The 23,185-nt window shown below is 58.4% G+C and carries 19 protein-coding genes and 4 pseudogenes; 11 read left to right on the forward strand and 12 right to left on the reverse strand.

Annotation, left to right across the window (positions count from 1 at the left end; all coding sequences use genetic code 11):
• Positions 1–2 precede the first annotated feature (2 nt).
• From EJ070_RS02310 to EJ070_RS02350, 9 genes and pseudogenes are all read left to right on the forward strand, one after another.
• Positions 3–1,307: an FAD-binding protein gene (locus EJ070_RS02310; RefSeq protein WP_024505236.1), complete on the forward strand. Its 1,305-nt coding sequence runs from the start codon at positions 3–5 to the stop codon at positions 1,305–1,307.
• A gap of 12 nt (positions 1,308–1,319) precedes the next feature.
• Positions 1,320–1,619: a ferredoxin family protein gene (locus EJ070_RS02315; RefSeq protein WP_024505235.1), complete on the forward strand. Its 300-nt coding sequence runs from the start codon at positions 1,320–1,322 to the stop codon at positions 1,617–1,619.
• 266 nt (positions 1,620–1,885) lie between these two features.
• Positions 1,886–2,602: an alpha/beta fold hydrolase gene (locus EJ070_RS02320; protein WP_126038023.1), complete on the forward strand. Its 717-nt coding sequence runs from the start codon at positions 1,886–1,888 to the stop codon at positions 2,600–2,602.
• 707 nt (positions 2,603–3,309) lie between these two features.
• Positions 3,310–3,408: pseudogene (locus EJ070_RS37580) on the forward strand (helix-turn-helix domain-containing protein); the annotation flags it as partial.
• Between the two features lie 273 nt (positions 3,409–3,681).
• Positions 3,682–5,163, forward strand: a complete 1,482-nt coding sequence (nifB, locus tag EJ070_RS02330) for a nitrogenase cofactor biosynthesis protein NifB (protein WP_126038020.1) — start codon at positions 3,682–3,684, stop codon at positions 5,161–5,163.
• 29 nt (positions 5,164–5,192) lie between these two features.
• Positions 5,193–5,387, forward strand: a complete 195-nt coding sequence (locus tag EJ070_RS02335) for a 4Fe-4S binding protein (RefSeq protein WP_029356587.1) — start codon at positions 5,193–5,195, stop codon at positions 5,385–5,387.
• A gap of 83 nt (positions 5,388–5,470) precedes the next feature.
• On the forward strand, positions 5,471–5,791 hold the full coding sequence (locus tag EJ070_RS02340) for a nitrogen fixation protein NifZ (RefSeq protein ID WP_029356589.1): 321 nt from the start codon (positions 5,471–5,473) through the stop codon (positions 5,789–5,791).
• A complete protein-coding gene (nifT, locus tag EJ070_RS02345; RefSeq protein ID WP_024505230.1) occupies positions 5,788–6,000 on the forward strand; it encodes a putative nitrogen fixation protein NifT in 213 nt (70 codons plus the stop codon). Before EJ070_RS02340 ends, nifT begins: the two co-directional genes overlap by 4 nt.
• 34 nt (positions 6,001–6,034) lie before the next feature.
• Positions 6,035–6,928 (forward strand): SIR2 family protein, encoded by an 894-nt coding sequence (locus EJ070_RS02350; RefSeq protein ID WP_029356592.1) that lies wholly within the window; start codon positions 6,035–6,037, stop codon positions 6,926–6,928.
• Between the two features lie 309 nt (positions 6,929–7,237).
• Here the strand turns inward: EJ070_RS02350 and EJ070_RS02355 are convergent, their stop codons facing one another.
• The 4 genes and pseudogenes from EJ070_RS02355 to EJ070_RS02370 form a co-directional block, all read right to left on the reverse strand.
• Positions 7,238–7,804 carry a sugar O-acetyltransferase gene (locus EJ070_RS02355; RefSeq protein WP_095484269.1) on the reverse strand — a complete coding sequence of 189 codons (567 nt, stop codon included), beginning with the start codon at positions 7,802–7,804 and terminating at the stop codon, positions 7,238–7,240.
• A gap of 586 nt (positions 7,805–8,390) precedes the next feature.
• Positions 8,391–9,434, reverse strand: a pseudogene (gene nifA, locus EJ070_RS02360) (nif-specific transcriptional activator NifA); the annotation flags it as partial.
• 766 nt (positions 9,435–10,200) lie between these two features.
• Positions 10,201–11,409 carry a beta-ketoacyl-[acyl-carrier-protein] synthase family protein gene (locus EJ070_RS02365; protein WP_126038017.1) on the reverse strand — a complete coding sequence of 403 codons (1,209 nt, stop codon included), beginning with the start codon at positions 11,407–11,409 and terminating at the stop codon, positions 10,201–10,203.
• The gene (locus tag EJ070_RS02370) at positions 11,410–11,691 is read right to left on the reverse strand and encodes an acyl carrier protein (protein ID WP_095517116.1); all 282 of its coding nucleotides are present in this window, start codon (positions 11,689–11,691) and stop codon (positions 11,410–11,412) included.
• A gap of 439 nt (positions 11,692–12,130) precedes the next feature.
• Between EJ070_RS02370 and EJ070_RS37585 the strand changes: the two are divergent.
• Positions 12,131–12,468: pseudogene (locus EJ070_RS37585) on the forward strand (LysR family transcriptional regulator); the annotation flags it as partial.
• A 386-nt stretch (positions 12,469–12,854) separates the two neighbouring features.
• Here the strand turns inward: EJ070_RS37585 and EJ070_RS02375 are convergent.
• Positions 12,855–13,184 (reverse strand): annotated as a pseudogene (locus EJ070_RS02375) (IS110 family transposase); the annotation flags it as partial.
• 697 nt (positions 13,185–13,881) lie between these two features.
• Here EJ070_RS02375 and EJ070_RS02380 point away from each other — a divergent pair.
• On the forward strand, positions 13,882–14,799 hold the full coding sequence (locus EJ070_RS02380; protein WP_091600624.1) for a LysR family transcriptional regulator: 918 nt from the start codon (positions 13,882–13,884) through the stop codon (positions 14,797–14,799).
• A 48-nt stretch (positions 14,800–14,847) separates the two neighbouring features.
• Here EJ070_RS02380 and EJ070_RS02385 read toward each other — a convergent pair whose 3' ends face one another.
• The 7 genes from EJ070_RS02385 to nodC form a co-directional block, all read right to left on the reverse strand.
• Positions 14,848–15,651: a TIM barrel protein gene (locus EJ070_RS02385; protein ID WP_091600623.1), complete on the reverse strand. Its 804-nt coding sequence runs from the start codon at positions 15,649–15,651 to the stop codon at positions 14,848–14,850.
• A gap of 164 nt (positions 15,652–15,815) precedes the next feature.
• On the reverse strand, positions 15,816–16,877 hold the full coding sequence (locus EJ070_RS02390; RefSeq protein ID WP_091600622.1) for a LacI family DNA-binding transcriptional regulator: 1,062 nt from the start codon (positions 16,875–16,877) through the stop codon (positions 15,816–15,818).
• Positions 16,878–17,155: 278 nt separating this feature from the next.
• A complete protein-coding gene (locus EJ070_RS02395; protein ID WP_268929390.1) occupies positions 17,156–18,439 on the reverse strand; it encodes a dicarboxylate/amino acid:cation symporter in 1,284 nt (427 codons plus the stop codon).
• 388 nt (positions 18,440–18,827) lie between these two features.
• Positions 18,828–19,589 carry a sulfotransferase gene (locus tag EJ070_RS02400; RefSeq protein WP_024505871.1) on the reverse strand — a complete coding sequence of 254 codons (762 nt, stop codon included), beginning with the start codon at positions 19,587–19,589 and terminating at the stop codon, positions 18,828–18,830.
• A gap of 287 nt (positions 19,590–19,876) precedes the next feature.
• Complete coding sequence (locus EJ070_RS02405) at positions 19,877–20,665, reverse strand: ABC transporter permease (RefSeq protein WP_091600620.1); 789 nt, start codon at positions 20,663–20,665, stop codon at positions 19,877–19,879.
• Positions 20,666–20,668: 3 nt separating this feature from the next.
• Positions 20,669–21,583, reverse strand: a complete 915-nt coding sequence (gene nodI, locus EJ070_RS02410) for a nodulation factor ABC transporter ATP-binding protein NodI (protein ID WP_091600619.1) — start codon at positions 21,581–21,583, stop codon at positions 20,669–20,671.
• 261 nt (positions 21,584–21,844) lie between these two features.
• Complete coding sequence (gene nodC / locus EJ070_RS02415; RefSeq protein ID WP_091600618.1) at positions 21,845–23,170, reverse strand: chitooligosaccharide synthase NodC; 1,326 nt, start codon at positions 23,168–23,170, stop codon at positions 21,845–21,847.
• Positions 23,171–23,185 lie beyond the last annotated feature (15 nt).

Raw genomic sequence — 23,185 nt, forward strand, 5'->3', positions numbered from 1 at the left:
ACATGATTGAACAATTCGATGCCATTGTGGTCGGAGCCGGCATGTCCGGAAACGCAGCTGCTTACACTTTGGCAAGCCAGGGGCTGAAGGTACTGCAGTTGGAGCGCGGGGAATATCCGGGCTCTAAGAACGTCCAGGGTGCCATAATGTACGCGAACATGCTGGAGAAGATCATCCCGGACTTCCGGGATGATGCGCCCCTCGAGCGGCACCTGGTCGAACAGCGACTTTGGGTGATGGACGACACGTCTCACACCGGAATTCATTACCGGTCGGACGACTTCAATGAGGCGAAACCCAACCGCTACACGATCATCCGCGCCCAGTTCGACAAATGGTTTTCCCGCAAGGTGCGCGAGGCTGGCGCGACGGTCCTGTGTGAGACGACCGCGACGGAACTCGTCCGTGATGGCAATGGCAAGGTGATCGGCGTCCGCACAGACCGGGCTGGCGGAGTGGTCTTCGCGAATGTGGTCGTTCTCGCAGAAGGGGTGTCGGGATTGCTTGGCACTCGCGCAGGCCTGCGCGAGATGCCGAAGCCGGAGACCGTGGCGCTTGCCGTCAAGGAAATGCATTTCTTGCCCGAAGAGGTCATTGGCCAGCGGTTCGGTGTCAAGGGCGATGAAGGCTGCGTAATCGAGGCCGTGGGCACGATCTCTCGCAGCATGGCCGGGCTCGGCTTCCTTTACACCAACAAGGAGTCGATTTCACTCGGCATCGGCTGCCTGGTCTCGGATTTCGCCGCGACGATGGAGAGCCCGTCCGCCCTCCTAGATGCGATGAAAAACCATCCTTCGATCCGGCCGCTGATCGCTGGCTCGGAGGTGAAAGAATATGCCGCCCATCTTATCCCCGAAGGTGGTTACAGGGCCATTCCGCAGCTCTTCGGCGACGGTTGGGTCATCGTCGGCGACGCAGCGCAACTGAACAATGCCATTCACCGTGAGGGTTCGAACCTTGCCATGACCTCGGGTCGTGTCGCGGCTGAGGCGATCATCAAAGTCAAAAGCCGCAACGGTCCTATGACCAAAGCGAACCTTGCGCTCTACAAGACGATGCTGGATGACTCCTTTGTGATCAAGGATCTTAAGAAATACAAGGACATGCCAGCCTTACTCCACACCAATTCCAGCAACTTTTTTGACAGCTATCCGCGGTTGATGTCGCATGCCGCTCAGAACTTCATGCGTGTCGACGGCACGCCGAAGATCGAGAAGGAAAAGAACACCACGGCCGCCTTCATCAACGCGCGCTCGCGCTGGGGGTTGGTCAGCGACGCGGTCCGCCTGGCATTGGCATGGCGCTGAAGAGGGTACAAGATGACGATCGCAGTGACGAAGGTTCGTGTCGAGGACAAGCTTTACCAGAACCGCTATCTGGTCGATTCCGGCCGCCCCCATATTATAGTGCGACCGCACGACAAGCCAAGCGCGAACTTGCTTGCGTTGACCTACGTCTGTCCAGCGAAATGCTATGAGTTGAATGACAAGGGTCAAGTCGAGATCACCGCCGACGGCTGCATGGAATGCGGCACCTGCCGGATATTGTGCGAGAAAGGCGGCGACATCGAGTGGAACTATCCGCGCGGCGGCTTTGGTGTCCTGTTCAAGTTCGGATGATCAGCCGGGACCGTGCCAAGAGCATGCCGGCAGCGAGCAACTGCGGCACACCATGAGCCTCTCCATCCACTTGCAAAGAGCTAGTGAATATTGGCCTTTCGCAATTCAAATTTCCTCGACTCGTTAGCGGTGTCCTCAGGCCACGGCGGTGCCCTGTGCGCCGGACTTACCACCGGTCACGTGGTCGAGCCCCTTTGGGACAACGTCCGGCCATCGTGCCGGATGGCAGCCACAACGGCCGGTGAGCAAGTGGAACGGCACAACCCATGACAAAGACGTATGTGCTAGTGCATGGTGCCTGGCATGGCGGATGGTGTTGGCGGGACGTGGCCGCCAATCTTCGCAAGATGGGATACCACGTGACCACGCCGACCCAGACAGGTGTCGGCGAACGCGCACATTTGCTGTGCAAGGACATCACGCCCGACACATTCGTGACCGACATCGTCAACCACATTGTGACGGAAGAGCTGAGCGATGTGATCCTTGTCGGTCACAGTCTAGGCGGCATCAGCATCACCGGCGCCGCCGACCGGATACCCGACCATATCAGCCATCTCGTTTATCTCGACGGCGCCATCGTCGAGAGCGGTCAAAGTGTATTCAGCACCATGCCCCCCGACATCGTCGCCGCCCGTCGAAAATTGGTTGCGGAGGAAGGACGGGGTATCTTCATGCCGACTCCGCCGCCAACAGCATTCGGCATTCCCGAGGGACACTCGCTCACGGACTGGGTGCGGCGCCGGATAACACCGCATCCGGCAGGCACCTACGAAAGCGGACTTAAGCTCGAGCACCCGCTCGGCAACGGCAGGCCCCGAACCTATGTCGTCTGCACTAATCCACTCCACCCGCCGATGGCGGGAGCGCGAGAATGGGTCGCGAAGCAGGATGGCTGGGCGTGGCAGGAACTCGCCACTGGCCACGACGCAATGATCCTCGCACCGACGGAAGTTGCTCTCCTTCTTAGCGCTGTCGGCTGAGGAACCAAGTAAAGGGTGAGCGGCGGCCGATTCTCAGGCCGCGGCCTTGAGTTCTGGTGCACGGATGTAGGCCCAACGGGTCGTTCCGGTGGCGCCACCGAAACCACCACCGGAACAAAGGCGGGAGTGGCCTGTCCTGCCGACGTCGCAAGCTTGCGAGCGTTCCGCCGCGGCCGCAGCCCGTAGCGCCGGGCAACCTCCGAGATCACCACGTTCGGCCCCAGGGTCTCGGCGATGACTCCGTCCCTTGTCGTCCATCGACCAATGCCTGCCGACTAACAGCGCCGTTGATCACCTTGAAACGCGAGGCTGCCGCTCAGGGTCAATCGTAAAGTTCAAGTTCAGACACAAGCCGATCTCCGATCCACCTCAGAATCGGCAGGCCCACAGATCGCGGGCACTCCTGGAAGGACACAGCGCTTACTTTTGAAATATGGAGAACCATGGCTTTACGCCGTCGGCAGTTGAGCTGATCTCGCAATGCTATTTCCGCGGCAACGTCCGCGAGCTGGAGAACTAGCGTGTAAAGAACAGCCACACTTGCGCGTTCTCCTCTGGAAGGAACCAATCTTTCGGAACGTGGCAATGGCATCGACGAGCTCTCACGGCCCAGCACGAAGCCGGTTAGGCGCATCGGCGCCCCTGAACACGAGATAGCCGGTTGCGATTCTAACGATACGGCCGGACCGGCGCTGGGACCGCGACGGACGGAGCGTGACCGGCTGATCGACACAATGGAGAAGGCCGGCTGGGTTCAGGCTAATGCGGCTCGAATTCTCCGCCTCACGCCGCGACAAGTCGGCTAGGCGATACGCCGGCATAGTATCGAGGTGAAGGAAATTCTAAGAGCCTGATGAGCCAATCGTCAGGCCAGTGGTCTTGCGCGCCCTCTGCGCGACAAGGAGTGCTTTGTGCTTCTGAACGGATTTGGACTTGCACTGTCGCAAGCAGGACAAAATTGTGTCGCGCCGGCCTCACACAATCCGACATCGACCCAAATAGTGAACTGAAGCCGCTTTTTTAAGTTGGTATGGCTCTTGCATCTTGAACCGCGACGTTACCAGCAACGGAGCCGTTTGATGTCCTCACCGACAGTTTCGATTGAGGGGCCGACCAGCACGACATCCGAGGGTTTTCTGGCAGCCGCGAAATCCGGTGGCTGCGCACCGTCCTCCTACGGCTCGTCGCCGACCAGCCCGGGCGATGTGGATCCGGCTATTTGGGACAAGATCAAGGATCACCCCTGCTTTTCGGAGGAAGCGCATCACTATTTCGCGCGTATGCATGTGGCGGTCGCGCCGGCTTGCAATGTCCAGTGCAACTACTGCAATCGCAAATACGATTGCGCCAACGAGAGCCGGCCTGGCGTTGTGTCTGAGAAGCTGACGCCCGACCAAGCGCTACGCAAGGTCATCGCGGTTGCCAACGAAGTTCCGCAGCTTTCGGTTCTTGGCATCGCTGGGCCGGGGGATGCCTGTTACGATTGGGAGAAAACGAAGGCAACGTTCGACCGCGTCATCAGGGAAATTCCCGACATAAAGCTGTGTGTCTCCACCAACGGGCTCGTGCTGCCGGACCATGTCGCCGAGCTTGCCGAAATGAATGTTGATCACGTGACGATCACCATCAACATGGTCGACCCGGAAGTCGGCGCAAAGATCTATCCTTGGATCTTTTATGAAAATCGCCGCTACTTCGGCATCGAAGCGGCTCGAATCTTGCACGCGCGGCAGATGCTGGGCCTGGAGATGCTGAGCGCGCGCGGCATCCTCACCAAAATCAACTCGGTGATGATTCCTGGAGTGAACGACCAGCACCTGTTTGAGGTGAACAAAATGGTGAAGGAGCGGGGCGCGTTCCTGCACAACGTGATGCCTCTGATTTCGGACCCGGCGCACGGCACCCACTACGGACTCATCGGGCAGCGCGGCCCAACGGCAATGGAGATGATGGCTCTTCAGGATCGACTTGAAGGTGGCGCCAAGTTGATGCGCCACTGCCGGCAGTGCCGGGCAGATGCTGTCGGCCTGCTCGGTGAAGATCGTGGCCAGGAATTCACGCTGGACGGGATTCCCGACGGTGTCACCTACGAGGCTGGCAAGCGTCAGGCCTATCGGCAGGTGGTCGCACACGAGCGCCGTGATCATGAGGCGGCGAGGAGCGAAGCCATCGGTATGGTCAAGGCAACAGACTCCGAAAAGTCGCTTCTGGTTGCGGTGGCCACTAAGGGAGGTGGACGCGTCAACGAACACTTCGGCCACGCGAAGGAATTCCAAGTTTATGAAGTCTCGCCTAGAGGGATCAGCTTGGTCGGGCATCGGAAGGTCGAGCGGTATTGCCTCGGAGGCGGGGGCGAAGACGCCATCCTCGAGGGCGTCATCGCTGCGCTGGAAGGCATACACATAGTGCTATGCGCCAAGATCGGAAATCGCCCGAAGGAACAACTCTCGCGAGCTGGACTGCGCGCAACCGACGCCTATGCCCATGACTATATCGAGACCGCAGTCAGCGCACTTTACGCGGCCGAGTTTGGGATCAGACCACTAGCGGCGACGGCCTGAGCCGTCTCGTCCGATAACCAGGAGTTAGAATGGCTTTCAAGATCATCGCATCCCAATGTACCCAATGCGGGGCCTGCGAGTTCGAATGTCCCTCGGAAGCGATCAATTTCAAGGGCGACGCCTATGTGATCGATCCAAACAAGTGCACCGAATGCAAGGAGGCCTTCGATACGCAGCAATGCGTGTCGGTCTGTCCGGTACCGAAAACCTGCGTTCCCGCTTGATTCCTACCGAAGGTCGGGTTCGCCGCACGAGGACGCCTGCAAACCGCGACCACACCAAAAGCCTCGAGAAAGGAATGGACAGCATGTGGTCCAGACGCGAACAGGAGGTCGAAATCGGCAGACCGCCACGGTTCATGCAGGGTGAGCGGGTCCGTGCGACACGCCACATAAAAAACGACGGAACCTATCCCGGCAAGGAGATCGGCGAAAACCTCGTGCGGAAGGGCGACGAAGGCTACGTGCGCGACATTGGAACCTTTCTCCAGCAATTCTTCATCTATGCGGTCGAATGGATCGATCGTGGCACGGTCGTCGGCATGCGAGCGCGCGAACTCATTAGCCTCGACAAAGTCGAGGTTCCCTGCGGAGCTGAAGGCATTTCCAACGGAGGAACAGCCGGATGAAAGTAATGATTCGCAGGACCGCTACTGGCTTGTCGGCTTATGTCCCCAAGAAGGATCTCGAAGAGCCGATCACCGAGATTGAGAACGCAGACTTATGGGGCGGGACCGTGACGCTCAGGAACGGTTGGCGGCTCATGCTGCCCGACCTTCCGCGCGATACGCGTTTGCCGATCACCGTCGAGGCGATGAAGATTTCCGACGGGGCCTGATGCCGGTGGGTTCAGTGGCGGAGAGGAAACGCGTATGAACACGATGCTGAGCTGGGACCATCTCGTCGTCGTCCGGGGCAGTTTTGCCAAAAAGCTGATTGACCTGCTGAAGGGCGCTCTCAAGGCCGATCGAGTGATCCCCTATCTCGGTCCTGGTCTTCTGCAGCTTAACGCGCCGGAATCACCTGTACCTTGCACCCCTGAAGATGTCGCCGCGGCGCTCAACAAGCGGGCGCCTGCCCCTTCCAGGATTCGCACCAATATGTGGTCGGTCGCGCAGTTTATCGAGCAGCGCCGACATCGTCGGACTCTTCAAGCGTGGATGGCGGAGATATTCGCAGCCCCCGCCGAGCCGACCGTTCTTCACGCCTGGCTCGCAACCCTTCAACTGTCTGTCATCATCGATAGCTGGTACGATGGCGCCATGCGAGCAGCCCTTGCAGAGGCCGGCCAAACAGACGTTGTCGAGATACAAGGAACGACGCGCGCGACCGGAATCGGTAACATCTGGACGAGAACTTACGATTTGTCAGGAACAGAACTCGACGCCGAACAAGTGGCTAGGACGGTGCTCTATGCGCCGCACGGCAGCGTCAGGCCGGCCGCAAACTTCCTCGTGGCTGATTCCGATTACGTCGAAGTCCTAACCGAAATTGATATCCAGACGCCGATCCCGGACGTGGTGAAGCAACGGCGCGTCAACCGGGGTTTTTTCTTCGTGGGCTGCCGCTTCAACGATCAGATGCTGCGCACATATGCCAGACAGATGATGAAGCGCTCCACTGGCCCACACTTTGCGGTGATCGATTCGGCTACGCTGACCAGAAACGAACGTCGTTTCCTTGCCGAAGGCGCGATCACGGTCATCGACATGCCGATCCGCAACGCCGCGGCTCGCCTCGTCGGGGTCGATGCTAGCCAGGATTAATGGCCGGCGATTGCTGGTGAGTCGCTTGCCTCCAAGGGCGAAAACTCAGTTGGGAATACATTCGTGAGCAGTAATGCTACTGGCAGCACAACGAAGGCTCTGAATTCGTTGGGCCATGTCAAAGGGCCCGCTGCTGCGGGACGTGAGCACGTTGCGGCGGCATTACGCACATGATTTTGTGACACCCGTGGCAAAAGAACTGAAGCGCCCGAGCCGAACCGCGACAAGATATGCAGCGCTCAATGGCTTCGGCAGAAATTTGGCACAGTTTCGACAGTTCGCATGCACCTCCAGGGTCAAGGAGGTTGATTATGCCTGTTTATGTGGGTTGGCGACGCGAGCAGGAATTCCCACTACCTTTGCCCCGGCGGGAACATCTCGTGTGACCACGCTGCCAGCGCCTACGACCGCATTATCGCCAATCGTGACGCCAGGCAGAATGATTGCTCCACCGCCGATCCAGACACGGCTGCCAATGCGAACAGGACGCCCGACCTGCAGGCCGGCCTGCCGCTGCTCGGCATCATGTGGATGATCGGCGGTATAAATCTGCACGGCAGGCCCAATTGCCGTTCCTTGCCCGATTTTGACCTCTACCACGTCAAGAATAACGCAGTTGAAGTTGATGTAGGCATTGGCGCCAATGCGGATATTGAATCCGTAGTCGCAAAAAAAGGGCGGACGGATGACCGTTCCGCGCCCAACCTCTCCCAGCCGCTCGGACAAAAGCTCATGCCAATGCCCCGTGGTCTGCCCCAGCGTATCATTGTACCGCTTGAGCCAAGCCCCGGTGGCCAACAGGTCAGCTTGGATCTCCGGATCCGCCGCATTGTAAAACTCGCCTGCGAGCATCTTTTCTTTTTGGCTACGCATCATAGTCTCCCGTCAGGTCGTGTCCCGTGCAGTGATGCAGGAACGCACATCAAACTGGCCTCGGCAACTTTGTAACTCGGTCTTGCCGGGCGCGCGGTCACGAGCCGGGGCGACAGTTTCGTCTCGACCAACTTCTGCGAAGTTGGAAATATCGCAGATCAACCGGTCGCAGGGGCCAATACCTGACGAAGTCGGCAACTGTCCAGCGGTCGAACTCACTTTCATGCCCATCTCAGATTGGCGCGATATCGAGCGGTAAGCGATCAGCTTATGTATCGACCAGGTCCCGCCAGCGGACATCTGTGCGTCGCCTCTACGCATGCTGGCGTGTCACCAATGATACATCGATTATTTCTGGATTTCAGGCACGTCGAATTGATTTGCCCTTGCGGTGTAGAGCGAAGTTACTAGCCATAGGATTACTCCTTTTTAGTTTGTCAGTCGCAGAGCCCCAGTACGACTGGTGGTAGAAAGCACACGGCCGGAATCTTGGCAGCGCTGTTCACACCCACTTCGTAAGCCTGGCCGATGGGCTCGGCGCCAGAGCACCAATGCTTGACCTGCTCCAGCTCTTGCTCGGCGGGTTGTTTCAGAGACGCTTGATCTCGATACCGCGTTTTCTCAGCACGTAGCCGATCTGGCGCGGGGTCAAACCGAGCAGGCGCGCCGCCTTTGCCTGCACCCAGCCACACTTTTCCATGGCAGCAATGACCGTATCGGCATCGGGCACCCTACCACGAGTCGTGGCAGGGCCTATCGGCGCTTGCCCGTCGCCGACGGGCGGGGCGGCACAGGCGGCGGAAGGCTCGATCGTAGTCGACTTCTCTGACGTCGGCGGTCCGTTCTTCCACAGCGCCGCGGCCAAGCACTGATCCGCGTAACAGGCAAAGTCAGTTCTGAGGATTGATGGACCCGTCGCCAGAACTGCCGTCCGTTGAACGCAGTTTTCGAGCTCTCGGATGTTACCTGGAAATTCGCAGTTCATTAGCACCTCAATCGCTTCGGGAGCGAAGGTCAGCGTGTGATCATTCTCAGTATTGAAATTCTTGAGAAACTGAGCGGCCAAGAGCGGAATATCACCTCGCCTTTCGCGCAATGCCGGCACGCGTAAAGTGACGACGTTGATGCGATAATAGAGGTCTTGCCGGAACTCCTTGCGTTGAACTGCCGTTTCCAAGTCCCTGTTCGTTGCGGCAATCACGCGAACATCAACTTTAATGGTGTGGTTGCTGCCGACGCGCTCAAACTCCTGCTCCTGCAGGACACGCAGCAGCTTAGCCTGGAACGAACCTGATATTTCGCCAATCTCGTCCAGAAACAATGTGCCTTTGTCGGCAGCCTCAAAGCGCCCCTTGCGCAAACTGCTCGCGTCGGTGAAGGCACCCTTCTCATGACCGAACAAGTCAGATTCCAGAAGCGTCTCGGTGAGCGCCGCGCAATTGACCTTGATGAAGGGCTGCTTGGCGCGAGGCGAGAGCTCGTGAATGGCTTTGGCAACCAGCTCCTTGCCGGTTCCGGATTCACCTCGCAACAGGACCGTAGTCTTCGCCTTGGCCACCTTGACAAGGTGCTCACGCAGCTTGCGCAGCGCCTGACTATCGCCAAGCATCTCCTTGCTGATCTTTTTACGTTCCATTTGGCAGCCCATCCCACTCCGCCACCCGCCGGTAGAACTGCACTGGACGGTGAGCTGTGTTGTATTTCGTCATCATCATTCTCGATCTCACCTTTGTTGCTTCGAAATTTCCGGCGCGCGGACGCCCTCGGCAAATGGCAATGGCGCCTGAGCATCGTTGCCTTTCACCAGGACGAGCGTCTTCTCCTCCGCGCGGGCGCTCGCAATATGCCGTTTGCGCAGGCCTTTACTCGACCGGTCGCCGTTCTGTCCGGCTTCTGCCGCACCGCAGCCTGCAAACCCATCGTTGACGCAAGAGAGGGAGGGGTCAATCGAGCTCTCCTTGCATTTGTGCAAGGAAAATTGTCAGTTTGATAGAATTCTATCAAAACGGCAGAAACGCCCCGCCCCCAATTTGGCTGTACCTGCGGCGTTCAGCGTACGTGACGACATGTGCGGACTTGTCCCAATTGCCATCCGAGTTGTGCGGAACAGTAGCCGCTGCGCTGTTCGCTTCAACCGCGTGATGCCGCTGACAGTAGAGGCGGCGGCTCGTCGAGCGAGGCTTCATTGTTCGGCTACTAAACCGGCTGTCCTTTGGTGGGAGTTGGTTTCGCCCAAGTTCTGGGCCTGGGGGGCGTCGGCCCGTTTCGCGGCACAGGCTCCTTCCACATCGTCGAGGCCGAGAAAGAGGGGCCACACAGCTCCCCCTGTATCACAATGCCCCGCCCCTCAAGCAGCTAGATACGACAGGTGACCTCAAATGAGGCGTCTTGCATGGCTTCTACACCTGCCTGAATGCCAGAACTGCGTTCGTGCCGCCCATGGCGAAGGCGTTGCTCATGGCGACGCGCACCTTGCGCTCGCGCGGCACATTGGGCGTGACGTCGAGATCGCAAGCGGGGTCTGGCTCGCGATAGTTGGCGGTCGGCGGCACGACGTCCTCTTGGATTGCCATCACGCAGGCGATCATTTCAAGCGCGCTCGCTGCGCCGAGGCAATGCGCGTGCGTGGACTTGGTGGAAGAGATGGACATCGAATAAGCGTGATTTCCAAACACACGCTTGATCGCCGCCGTTTCAGTCTGATCATTGCTCTTGGTACCGGTGCCGTGCGCGTTGAGGTAGTCGACGTCCTCGGCATTCAGCCCGGCATCGGCAAGGCAGGCGCGCATCGCCGACGCTGGCCCCTCGACAGATGGCGCGGCGATGTGGAAGGCATCGGCGGAAAGGCCGACGCCGGCGATCTCGGCAAGAATTGTGGCACCACGCCTCGTGGCATGCTCGTAGCTTTCCAGCACGGCCATGCCCGCACCCTCGCCCAGCACCAGGCCCTTCCTATCGGCGGAGAAGGGCCGGCAGGTATCGGGTGAAAGCACGCGCATTGCTTCCCATGCTTTCAGCACGCCCCATGCGAAGGGTGCGTCGCTGCCCCCGGAAACCATTACGTCGGCCCGGCCCAGCTTGATCTGATCCACCGCCGAGGCGATCGCATGGTTGGCCGAGGCACATGCGGAGTTCACCCCGAACACCGGCCCGCGCAAGCCGAGGCGCAAGCTCACCTGGCCGGCGGCGGCGCTTGGCATCGTTTTGGGTACAGCGAGGATGCCAACTCGCCTCGCGCCGTCCAAAAGGAGGGCCCGGTAAGTTTCCTCCATTACATCCCAGCCCAAGCCGCCGACGCCCACTGTAGCGCCGAAGCGATGGGCATTCCCTTCGTCGCAGGAAAGTCCGGCCTGCCGCATGGCTTCGCGCGCCGCAAGCACGGCGAGCAAGCTGAAGCGGGCCATGGAGACGAGCTGCTTGCGATCGATGTCGTGCTCGGGCAGCGCCTTGATCTCAGCGCCGGTCATGCCCTCCAGGTCATGAAGCTCGGAATTGGCGAGCGGGCCGATGGCGGAGCGGCCTTCGCGGATCTCTTTCCACATAGAGGCGGCGTCAGTGCCCAGTCCGCACAGGCCGCCCACTCCGGTGATAACGACGCGCCTGTCCATTCAAGCCTCCTTCGCAAGCAAGCCGCGGACGGCGTCCACGACGTCGCCGACATTCTTGAGATTCGACCAGGCATCGGCCGTGTTCATGTCGATCTTGATGCCGTAGGCCTGTTCCACATCCCAGAGGACGTCCGCCAAACCCAGCGAATCGAACCCGAGCGCGTCCAGTTCCGTGGCGATTGTTATCTCGCCGACGAATGACGCAGGCATTCCCTCACCGCTCTCCGACTCGGCGCGTTTCTTGATCAGGGCAATGACGTCCGTTGCGAATTGATCGGCCATTCTGTTTCCTGTCTTTCTTTCCCGCGTTTCGACCCGGACCCGCGGCTCAGTTCCTGAGGCGCGCCGCGTCGCGAAAGCCATCACGCTTGTGCGACTGACAAAGCCCAATGCTCATAAAGCCGGATCAGGTCCGGCCGATGTGTGGCGTAGGTGCAGTATGACGATGTGAGCCGCTACACCGTGCGCGTCTCCCAGTCTGTCCATAGGCTCGGAAGAAGTCGGACAGTTTGACATGGCCGGTCAGTTGCAACTCCCTTTCCCAGCACTCCACTGCCCGGTAGAGCGCATGAAAAATCTCCTTTCGGGCGGTTTCTTAAGACGCTCGCCACGCTATGAGGCAGTGGGGCATCGGTGTCCGTCAGGTGCTTCTGCCCATGCAGGATTCCAGAACATTGATGAAATCGTTTGTTTCGATGAAAGGCATCCACACTTTGGATAATTGACCACGCGTTTCAAAGGTCGTGAACTACATCTCCTCGTTGTGCTCGACGCACTCCCGACAGAGCGCAACCTCATGGGCGCGGCATGCAAGATTAACCGAGCCCAGCCGGTCATGAGTGCGGCCGGCGCTCGGCTGCTCGATTATTTGCGCGATGAGCTCGCGACCATGTCCGCGGAGGTATTCAAACTTAACGCTGCGTCCGGGAGCTCTTGCCCTCCAGTTCGCGACGCTCTCCTGCCCATCCAGTGCTCGTTTATTTCGTCGGATAGTTTGACCCGGCTCTACCGAATCGCCGCTTCAGGATCATTCTTTCCGATTTCGTCACGCTCGTATTTCTGCCGCGTCCTACACCGATTAGGCGCGAACAAACTGAGCGCCTTGGAACCCGAACCCGTGCGTCGTGACCGGGAGCATCCGGGGCGAACTCATGCGCTCGGGGGCATCGCATCACCGGACGGCGACAGGCACGGTCGACCGGCATCTCGGCATCGGCTGGGAATTCGTCCATGGTCTGCATTGACGACGCTTCCTGAGGCCACGTAGCTCTTATGCCAAGCTGGGCGCCCGGGTCGAGCGCGTAATGACGACAATTGCTTCGCTACAGGTCAAACGCTTTCCGGGCCACCTGCAAAGTCTTCACCCGGCCGTACAGCGCCCAAGACCACTGATGTGATCGACAAGAGCCTTTTTGATAAATCTGCGCTATTCTCCTGTCGGCCGCAATCCAGACTTCTGGCAAGAAGCCGCTGGCATAGAGCTGCGCAAGAACGTCGGCGTCGATCGTCGTTTTGATCTTGGCATCGGCAATGATACGCACCTGTTTCGGGTTGGCGATCCCCACCTTCTTCACATGCGGCGCAACCACAGCCGTAGCGGACGTCGCGTTGCCGGTGGCCTCGATCACCCCGACATCGTTCGGCGACAGCTTCGCGGCGAACGCCGCCAGCAGATCGCGCCGCATGTCGACGCGGCCGAGTCGCCTGAGCCTGCCATCCTCCCATGCCACTGCTTCGGCGAAGGCGCGGTGAATATCCAGTCCGATGATGCGCATGTCCGTTCCTCCTTCTTGGCTCGGTCAAAGACGGGAGCTGGCGGGTAACACGACATCTACTGATCCGCGCTCGCAGCGCCTCCGGGAAAGTCGCGAGGGGCGGCCATGTAACGAGCTCGGGCTCTCAGCCCACGGTCTATTGACGGCCTGCCTGCACCTTCGTGCTCCCGGTGCCCCACGTCCCGGATGGGCTCACCATAAGGGCGTTCCAAAACAAGAACAGCAGGACGAAAAGGCACCACAGATCACCACCGGATAACAGCAAGGCCAAGCGCTTCGTTCAGACAGGCTTGCGCCAATGGGCTTAGGCCGAGCCTACAACAGCTCTCAAAAACGCTGCCGAACTGCTGCATTGGCTTCGCCGATACAACACAGGCCTCACGGCAGCTTAGGATCAAACCGCCCATCAGTCGCCTCGGACTGGAAGGGTGCACCCTATTAGGTTCCACGCCTAGCTAGGTCGGGGCCGCCGAAGACGCTGGTTGATAGCCCGGCGCCATCGGCCCGGCATTTCAAACCGCCAATCTCTGACCAGCACAGTACGTACGATTGCTCGCTTCGGCAGATCACGCGGCTCATATGTCGGACCTTAACGTCATCCATCATAAACTTTTTGCGACAAAAGATTGCAAGAATGCTAAATTGTTAAAGTCGTTTGTTTCGGTTAAAGGCATCCATCCCATGGATGGCTGATGACATGCGTTTCAAAGGACTTGATCTAAATCTCCTCGTTGTGCTCGACGCACTCCTGACGGAGCGTAATCTCTCGGCGGCGGCACGCAGGATCAACCTGAGTCAGCCCGCCATGAGTGCGGCCGTCGCCCGACTGCGCGATTATTTCCGCGATGAACTGTTTACGATAAGAGGTCGCGAACGATTTCTAACCCCGCGTGCGGCAGCATTTGCCCCCGCAGTTCGCGACGCTCTCCAGCACATCCAGTGCTCGATTATTTCTTCGGATCCGTTTGACCCAGCTCGAGCCGATCGCCTCTTCAGGATCATTCTTTCCGATTTCGTCACGCTCGTGTTTTTCGAAAAGCTTGTGGAGCGTATTGCACGGGAAGCCCCCGCCGTCAGCTTCGAACTGCTGCCTGTCGACGATAGCCCCGATGAGCTTCTCCGGCGCGGTGACGTCGATTTTCTAATTCTACCGGATATGTTCACGTCGAGTGTGCATTCAAGCGTTCCGCTGTTTGACGAGAAGCTCGTGTGCGTAGGCTGTCCCACAAACAAGCAGCTGCCACAGCAGCTTACATTCGAGAGATACATGTCGATGAGGCACGTCGCGGTCAGGTTCGGGCGTACGATGAAGCCGTCTATCGAGGAATGGTTTTTGCTTGAGCATGGCCTTAAGAGACGTGTCGAGGTCGCCGTGCAGGGCTTCAGCATGATTCCACCTATGGTGTCCGGCACAGCTCGTATAGCGACCATGCCCTTGCGGCTGGTCAGGCATTTCGAAAACACGTTCCCCCTGCGGGTTATCGAACTTCCGCTGCCATTTCCCACATTCACCGAGACCCTCCAATGGCCGGCCCTCCACAATAGCGATCCGGCAAGCATCTGGATGCGGGAGATAATGATGCAAGAGGCATCTCGGATGGCTGTCCCGCTGTGAACCCACGGAAAATTCAGGCGCACCTATAGTCACTACTCCTGTCACCATCTACTCTGACGACAATAGCCCTCGCCGGATAAAGTCGATGCTGGCGGCAAGTGCGCCTGCGAGATCGTCCAGAGAATGGACTTCCTCGACCAGCTCGAACGAGAAAGGTCCCGCGTAGCCGCCATCCAGCAGCGCCTGAATCTGGCTGCCATTGTCGGAACCTGCAAGAAAGCGATCGGGGTAAATCCAGAAGGTCGGGTCGTTTACGCTTGAAATGTGCACCAGGCCGGTAAGCTCGCAGAACAGGCATGTCTCCCCGGCCAGGGTGTGGTGGAACGTGTCGTGCACGAGGCGAAAGACGGACTGGCCATCAACCGCGGCAACGGCCTCGGCCGCTTCCTTCTTTGATCGAAGCGAGCAGGTTCGGAAACCCAGCGGCTCGATAAGACCGATCAGACCCCGCGACTGGAGGATTGGCTTGATCTCGTTTAGAGCGAAACGAAGATTGTCCTGGCGCTCGCTATTGGTGGGCCACGAGCTGCGGTTGGCCGGCACCAACACGAGCGTCTCCGCCCCGCACGCCGTCGCATAATCGGCGAGGTTGCTTGCCTCGGCCTGACGCGTTGGAGTCCAGTCGTTGAACCGCTGCAAGGCGTTGACAGAGATGATCGTGATGCCCGCTTCGGTAGCGGCAAACCGGACGTCCGCAGCCGGAATGCCGCGTGCGACAGGATTGCTGAAATGAGGGTAACGGATTTGGACGTCGGTCAGGCCTTGGTCACGGGCAAGCGCGAAAAGCGCACTGACGTCAAGGCGGGGCGCCGCCATGTGATCGAGTGCAAAGCGGGGCGATACCTGGCGCATTGCTTGACTTTCCTTCCATGAAGCGCGGCTGCCATTTCGGCATCCGGCTTCTTTCAAGACGGAACCACGCCGGTTCACAGATCGGACAGAGACGGCCGAGTCAATCGAGCTTTCCTTTCATCGGTGAAAGGAAAATGGGCGCTCATGATAGAAATCCATCAAGCTCAAATATTTTCCGGAAGATAAATGTCGAACGGCAGAAATGTCTGCCCCGGGCTCTCCGCGACGCCGGCTTTGATGGCCCGCTCCATTGCCATTATCAGCTCCTGGCAAAGTCGGCGCATTGGCGTGCCGACCGCCATCGTCAAGATGTCATCCGCAAGCGCCCCACGTGACTGCGGCGTCATTTCACTCACGATCGCGACGAGATCCTGACCGCTCCCCTCTTCTCGGAGCGCGGAAATTGCCCCCTCTATCCCCCCGCCGGCCATATAGAAGCCGACGAGCTCTGGTTCCCGCTGCATAAGATCCAGCAATTTTTCGTAAGTGAGCTGCCGTTCATCAAGGTTCACGAGCGCATCAAGCACCTCGAATTTTGGCGCGTTCTCACGAAAATACGCACGAAAGGCCGTTTCCCGCGTCGCATGCGCCTGGAAGCGATGGCTTCCGACAAACACCGCCACCTTGCCGGGCCGTTTTGCGGTCTTGGAAAACACCCAAGCGGCAGTCCGTCCGACCTTGCTGTTGTTGAGGCCGATGTAGCCCTCGCGCACGCCATCGGCGAAGTCGGATAGCAGCGAAAATACCGGGATACCTTTCGCCTTGAGCTCCTCGACTGATGCTGTGATTTTCGGGTGATCGGCCGCCACCATGGCGATCGCCTGGCAGCGGCTCCCAAGGTCCTTAAGAAGCGGGAGCAGGTCACGCGGCAAATGTGACTGCGCGAACTCGATGATCGGAAGGCCGTGGAAGGATTTAGCCATACTGACCGACTCTTCGATCTTGCGAGCGAAATCTTGGTAGAAATCGTGGGTAGGTTTTCTCAAGATGAAGCCCAGCTTGTAGTGCGGCAGGTGCTGCTGCAAGCGCTGTTTGATGAGACCGGCAGCATGATAGCCGATCGCGTGCGCGGCCGCATGGACCCGCTGGGCGGTCTCCTCTCGCACCGGAAGGCGGACGTTCAGAACCCGATCGACTGTTGCTACGCTGACTCCGGCTTCGCGGGCGAGATCGGCAATTGTGACGCGCTTTCCCCTAGCGATTCTGATCGGCCGGTCCTCCATCATCCGGTGCGCTCCCGCGACGGCTTGGGGCGGCAAGCTGAAATAGTTCCCACACCCGGCGGTTGATAGCGCATTCGACGAACAGCGCTCCATGCGCACCCAGATGAGTTTCCGTGAACCGTTCGTTTGCTTAGGGGCTTCATGGTGTTGTATTACTCACTGCGTTAGTACTCTATTTCCAGCGCTCTTTGGAGGCTGGCAATTCGACTGTTGTGGCAAGGCCGCGACTTACACGTCGCGCTGTTGCGATTTTGCTTGCGGGGAGCCAGTTTGATGTAACCCTAACCGCGGAAAGCGGCTTCCATCCGTGACTGGTCCAATTCGCCTTCCCAGCGAGCGACAACGAGCGATGCCACCGCATTACCGACTAAATTCGTCAGCGCGCGGCATTCCGACATGAAGCGGTCCACGCCAAGAATTAGAGCCATTCCGGCAACGGGAACACTCGGCACGACAGAGAGAGTAGCGGCCAATGTGATGAAGCCGGCGCCGGTGACGCCTGCCGCACCCTTCGAGGAAAGCATCGCAATTAGCAGCAGGAGGATCTGATCGGCAATTGACAAATCTGTGTTCGTCGCCTGCGCGATGAAGAGGGCGGCGATCGTCATGTAGATATTGGTACCGTCCAGATTGAATGAGTATCCAGTAGGGATGACGAGACTTACGACCGAACGCGCGGCGCCGGCCTTCTCCATCTTCTCCATGAGCGAGGGCAGCGCGGCCTCCGAGGAGGACGTTGCCAGGACAAGCAGCAGTTCGTCCTTGATGTAGCGGACAAGAGAAAAGATCGAGAAGCCGTTGTAGCGGCAGACCGCGCCGAGAACCCCGAACACGAAGAGGAAGGCGGTAAGATAGAACGTCGCGACCAGTATCGCGAGGTTGGCCACCGAACCGATACCGTATTTGCCGATCGTAAAGGCCATTGCGCCGAAGGCGCCGATGGGTGCAGCCTTCATCAGAATGCCGACGAGCTTAAAAATGGGGGCGGTAAGCGCCTGGAGAAAGGTAACGACCGGCCTGCTCGTCTCTCCGGTCATCGCCAAAGCAATGCCGAACAGGACCGAGAAGAACAAGACTTGCAGGATGTCGCCTTCCGCGAAGGCACTGGCAATCGTTGACGGGATGATGTTCATCAGGAAGCTGGTCACGGACTGCTCGTGAGCCGTGGCCACATAGCCCTTAACGGCTTGGACATCGAGCGAGGCCGGATCGATGTTGAGGCCGGCGCCAGGCTGAACGATATTCGCGACAATCAGTCCGACAACGAGTGCAAGCGTCGAGAAGGTGAGGAAATAAACCATCGCCTTGGCGGCAACTCGGCCGACCTTCTGCAGATCGCTCATGCCGGCAATGCCGGTCGCAATTGTCAGGAAGATGACAGGTGCGATAATCATCTTGACGACTTTGATGAAGGCATCGCCGAGCGGCTTCAGGCTCTGGCCGGTTTCCGGATAGAGATAGCCAATTGCGGCACCCAGGACTATGGCGGCAAGCACCTGCACGTAGGTCCGGGCAAAATGGCGCTTGCGGGGCGCTGCGATCGCGCGGGGGACTTTTGGAACCAACACCGTTTCTCTCTCCCTGACCGGATCGGGGTGGGGGCTCCTCCTTCTCCCATGCTGCGCTCCGGTCGAGCGCTGCTGTCATCTCGGAGCAAGCGCCGTGCCAACTGGAGGCCTGTCCCGTCCAGCGAGATTGGTGCGGGTTGCGCACTGGAACCCTCCACCTTTGCCGGAATTTGCACTCAAGGCTCGCCAAAGATCGCGTGAAGAAGTGCTTCGCCAGAGAGGGAATTGACCAGGTCGCCTTGCGGCCGTGCCTTTGATGTTCGCCGCAGATCGAATGCCGGCCGATATCTGTCGTCTTGGTGACTTTGGTTGGTCAGTTTTGCGACGGAATGCGCGCAAACTGTAGGATATCCTACACGCCCATCAGAGCACGCGGGACAAGCGATTAAGCGTAGGAGCGCATCGAATCTCCGAGGTCAAAAAATCTTGAATAAGGTCCGCGTGCGAAGTGAATCCGCAACTCGTCAAAGTTCTCCACCGTTTGATCCAGCGGTCGCGTTTCCTGGCGCTGCAGGATGGCGTTATCTGATGGCTCAAGCGCTGGAACGCCCAGGAAATCCCAAACCGCTCCCAAGCATTGGGCAGGTTCATGAAGAAGGCTCTCGTATTCCATTACAAGCAGGTTGGTCGACGTGAAGGAGTCCATAACGCGAGCGTGAAAATCGTCGGCGGCTTTGAAATAAGCCTCACAGTCAGCGATTGACAACCTGACGCTCGGTGGCCGAGCGGTATCGTTGTCCGAGCTGAACTTCAGCCACTGACCGCTTTCCCTGGCCTGCACAAAGGAACGGAGCGATTCCAATACGTTTCGGCGAACAACGAGGATGACCTTGAGTGCTGGCCAACGAGCTAATTCCGCAAAGAATGCTGGACGCTCGCGAAACTGAGGTTCATTGATCTTGCAGCCAAGATGCGTCACATTCTTGTAGTCGCGCATAGGGCAGCGCACATAGGCAAGCTCAAGAAGCTCGCGATCCGTGCCTAGCAGGCGATCCGTGCTGGGCCAATTGGGATCATATTCGTTTAGCAACTCACCGTTACTCAAAACGGTCGGATGCTCGTTTAGCAATTCTTCTAAATAGTGTGTTCCGGTCCTTGGCATAGCAAGGATCACAAAAGGCTCAGGAGTTGGTTCGTTGTGGGTCATTGCATGTGTATCCAACTAAATAATGGCCGCGACGGTCTGGGGACGCGCACAAGAAGCTTGGCTGCTATCGCTTGAACGCTCCGGGTGGGTCCGCGCCTCACCACCCAGCCTGTACTCCGAGGTGTGGTCGCGAAGATGGGCGCGTGCCTGCAGCGGCTGGGTGGCGCCCGGCTTCGGCGTTGTTGTACCACTCGCGATTCCTGGCACACGCATGCCTCCGGGCCGCTGTGGGCAGTTTGCAATCCGGCATTGCGGACCTCCTTCTCGTTGATGGGCGTAGGTAAGCGTCAACGCATTAGTCGTCGATGAAACAGTCCAGCCGACACAAAAAAAGGCAATACAGCGAACATGCAAAGTGCGCCTATATGCAGCCCTACATTGTCGCCCAGGCGGCCGAGCATCACCGGACGGATTAGATCGATAGAATTCGCCAGCGGCGAGAAGGCCGCAATCTGCTGAAACACTCCTGGCAATTGGCCGACTGGAAAAACCGCGCCCGAAAGGAACAGCATAGGTGTGATGACAAGCGTCTGATAGAAAATAAAATAGTGATAACTGGGCGCGAGCGCGATGACGAGCATGGCCAGGCTCGCAAAGGCGAACCCGGTGAGAGCGATGACCGGCAGCACGTAGAGAACCGACGTCCACGCGGCATAACCTAGCGCGGCGGCAACAATCGCAATTGTCGTACCGGCCAGAAAGGCCTTTGTGGCTGCCCAGGTCAATTCACCGAGAACGATGTCGCCGAGGGTAAGTTGTGTGTGCAAGATTGCTTCCCAAGTGCCCTGATCGCGCATTCGACCGAAAACCGCGTAAATTGTTTCGAAGGTCGATGCTGTCATCGCGCTTGTCGCAACCATGCCGGCTGCCAGAAAAGCGATGTAGGATGCACCTTCGATGCGGCCTACCAACAGTCCAAGGCCAGTGCCGAGCCCGAAAAGGTAAATCATCGGATCAGCAAGGGTGCCGAGCATTGAAGCAAATGCCACCTTCTTCCATGCCAAATGATTGCGGCGCCACACCGCGATCCAGTTCCAGGCGTTGGCGGGTAGAGCGGCCGCAAGACGTTCACCCATTGCTCACTTCTCCATCTCACGTCCGGTTAGCCGCAAGAAAACGTCCTCCAGACTGGGTGGACGCTCCAGAATACGCAGACCCGCTCGACCGCGAAGCTGGATGCGCACATCCTCCGGATCAGGCGCATAGCAAAAGAGCGTCTCGCCGCTTACCTCGATACGCTGAACGTACGGCCTGATCAGCGAAATCAGCTCCTGTGGATTGCCGCCGAAGATCTCGATCACGTTGCACCCAATGTACTCGTCGATCAGCGCATGAGGACTGCCCTCGGCGATCTTGCGTCCCCGCTCGAGAACACACAGCCGATCACAAAGCCGCTCAGCCTCTTCCATGAAATGGGTGGTCAAAATGATCGTTTTTCCGCTCGCCAGCAGGAAACGAAGTCGCTCCCAGATCAGATGGCGGGCATGCGGGTCGAGGCCGGTCGTGGGCTCATCCATCACAAGCAACTGGGGGTCGTTGATCAGAGCACGTGCCAGCGTCAGGCGCCGCTTCATCCCGCCGGATAGCAGGCCGACACGTGAATCCGCCTTGCTCTCAAGGCGAGCGAACTCGAGGAGCCGTGGGATGACGGCGTTGATCTCTCTTGTTCTCATGCCGAAGTAGCGCCCGAACACCAACAGGTTCTCACGTACCGTAAATTCCAGGTCGAGATTGTCGAACTGCGGGACCACGCCTATGCCCTTGCGGGCCAAGCGGCTGCGTGCCGGCACTGGTAGACCGAGGACTGTTATATCACCCGCGTCAGGCCGGGTCATACCGAGGAGCATACGCGCAATCGTGCTCTTGCCTGCGCCGTTCGGCCCCAGCAGACCGAAGCACTCTCCCGATGCAACGGTGAAGGACAGCCCGTCCACAACGAGCTTGTTTCCGAATAATTTGGTTACGCCGGTAAGGTCGATTGCTACATTGGACATGCGTCTATCTCAAGCGGAATGAGTCCGATTGGCCACCGGCAGCTTACTTACGAATCTGGTTCAGAGCAGGCCACCGCCTTGAGATGGCACCTTTGGAAAGTCGCGGCCGGAGCGACGCGTGTATCGCTTCCGCCAAAGAATTAACGTCAAGATGCCACGTGTCGCTTCCAGATAGTTCCCGTTCTGACCATAGGTAACTCGACAAGCTTCACCACGTGTCGACTGACACAACTTACTCGGTCACCCGGCGCTGCAAGGCCGTCAGACTTCACCAGCTGTGAGCGAAAGATCTGCAGTATGAAGTGACTCCGCAATTCCAGAATTGCCCGCAGCATTTGCTCCGGCAAGCGGCGTCGCGCTTGTGATTTCCTTTGTGCTTCTGTTGGGCAGGGGAACACTTTTACGCGACAGCCAATCGCTATTGCTCAATGTACACAGGGCGTAAGCCTTCAAGGGGATCAACAGGAATATCCTGATTAACGCGTGCATTGAATAGCCGATGAATCGAAGCTGCCGAGTGCGGAAAGATAACACCGTAGATCTGATTATGGTCATGGTGACAATAGCCAGCACCGTCCACCAATTTACTGTATGTGAAAATAGTAGCTCACCGAGCGCCGTTACTACCGCGATGCCGAGCAACAATGGGCCGAGATTCTCTCCCATCACATCCAAAGTTAGATAGCGATCCAGGCCACGCAGTAGACCTCGCGCAAGCATCGTGTCCCGGAAAGTGCTCCGTGCCCAGCGGAGTTGTTGGCGCAAATAAGGTCCCATCTTGTCCGGAACGACTGTCGCCGCGACGGCACCTGGAACGTACTCGGTTCGAAAGCCTGCTTTCAGCATGAGGATCGTAAGATGACGGTCTTCACCGAAGTCGCTTGGTTTCCCCCTGAACAGCTGCGTCTCGTATTGATCCAGCAGAGAAAGGAGACAAGACCGGCGGTACATTGCACATGGGCCGCAGCAGCACATGACCGCACCAAAGCGACCTTGCGCCGCGCGCTCCTCATTGCAAGCCAGCCAGTATTCCATATCGATCAATCGGGTCAACCAAGTGTCGCTGCGGTTGTATGCCGTCAGCTGGCCCATGGCCGCTCCGACCATGGGATCCCGCATTTTTACTGCAAGCTTCGTGATCACGTCGGACGCAAGTGTCGTGTCAGAGTCGACGCTGAGCACGAAATCTCCAGATGAGCGGCGGATGGCGGCGATCTGCGCCTTGCGTTTGCCAACATTCTCGCGGAGCAGAATGAAATTGAATCTCGGGTCGCCCTCGTAGGCGTGATGTACCGGGATGACGGCATTACGATTTCCAGAACCGTCGTCAACCAGATAGACCTGAAATGTTCCGGCGTAATCTTGAATTGCGATGGAAGCTAAACACGCCGCGAGTGTGCGCGGGTCCTCATTGTAGCAGGGGATGATGACATCCACGCTCGGCCAACGGTCGGATCCGAACAAGCTTTCCGACGGCGGCGTAACATTTTCCGGTTGGGAGTAGACCGCTTGCATGCCTCTGTAAACAGTCGAGAGCACCGCATAAGACGAAACGGCAACAGTACTGGCTGTGGTGAGAAGGTCCATAGGATCTCTGTTTGT

Origin of the sequence: Mesorhizobium sp. M1E.F.Ca.ET.045.02.1.1 (assembly GCF_003952485.1) — a bacterium.
Taxonomy (GTDB): domain Bacteria; phylum Pseudomonadota; class Alphaproteobacteria; order Rhizobiales; family Rhizobiaceae; genus Mesorhizobium.

Bases quoted from the DNA above. Each gene is read 5' to 3' on its own strand.
- EJ070_RS02405 (WP_091600620.1), bottom strand. From the start codon at position 20,665: ATGGGTGAACGTCTTGCGGCCGCTCTACCCGCCAACGCCTGGAACTGG.
- EJ070_RS02340 (WP_029356589.1), top strand. From the start codon at position 5,471: ATGTGGTCCAGACGCGAACAGGAGGTCGAAATCGGCAGACCGCCACGG.
- EJ070_RS02310 (WP_024505236.1), top strand. From the start codon at position 3: ATGATTGAACAATTCGATGCCATTGTGGTCGGAGCCGGCATGTCCGGA.
- EJ070_RS02355 (WP_095484269.1), bottom strand. From the start codon at position 7,804: ATGATGCGTAGCCAAAAAGAAAAGATGCTCGCAGGCGAGTTTTACAAT.
- EJ070_RS02350 (WP_029356592.1), top strand. From the start codon at position 6,035: ATGAACACGATGCTGAGCTGGGACCATCTCGTCGTCGTCCGGGGCAGT.
- EJ070_RS02370 (WP_095517116.1), bottom strand. From the start codon at position 11,691: ATGGCCGATCAATTCGCAACGGACGTCATTGCCCTGATCAAGAAACGC.
- EJ070_RS02315 (WP_024505235.1), top strand. From the start codon at position 1,320: ATGACGATCGCAGTGACGAAGGTTCGTGTCGAGGACAAGCTTTACCAG.
- nodI (WP_091600619.1), bottom strand. From the start codon at position 21,583: ATGTCCAATGTAGCAATCGACCTTACCGGCGTAACCAAATTATTCGGA.
- EJ070_RS02385 (WP_091600623.1), bottom strand. From the start codon at position 15,651: ATGCGCCAGGTATCGCCCCGCTTTGCACTCGATCACATGGCGGCGCCC.
- nifT (WP_024505230.1), top strand. From the start codon at position 5,788: ATGAAAGTAATGATTCGCAGGACCGCTACTGGCTTGTCGGCTTATGTC.
- EJ070_RS02320 (WP_126038023.1), top strand. From the start codon at position 1,886: ATGACAAAGACGTATGTGCTAGTGCATGGTGCCTGGCATGGCGGATGG.
- EJ070_RS02365 (WP_126038017.1), bottom strand. From the start codon at position 11,409: ATGGACAGGCGCGTCGTTATCACCGGAGTGGGCGGCCTGTGCGGACTG.
- nodC (WP_091600618.1), bottom strand. From the start codon at position 23,170: ATGGACCTTCTCACCACAGCCAGTACTGTTGCCGTTTCGTCTTATGCG.
- EJ070_RS02380 (WP_091600624.1), top strand. From the start codon at position 13,882: ATGCGTTTCAAAGGACTTGATCTAAATCTCCTCGTTGTGCTCGACGCA.
- EJ070_RS02390 (WP_091600622.1), bottom strand. From the start codon at position 16,877: ATGATGGAGGACCGGCCGATCAGAATCGCTAGGGGAAAGCGCGTCACA.
- EJ070_RS02335 (WP_029356587.1), top strand. From the start codon at position 5,193: ATGGCTTTCAAGATCATCGCATCCCAATGTACCCAATGCGGGGCCTGC.
- nifB (WP_126038020.1), top strand. From the start codon at position 3,682: ATGTCCTCACCGACAGTTTCGATTGAGGGGCCGACCAGCACGACATCC.
- EJ070_RS02400 (WP_024505871.1), bottom strand. From the start codon at position 19,589: ATGACCCACAACGAACCAACTCCTGAGCCTTTTGTGATCCTTGCTATG.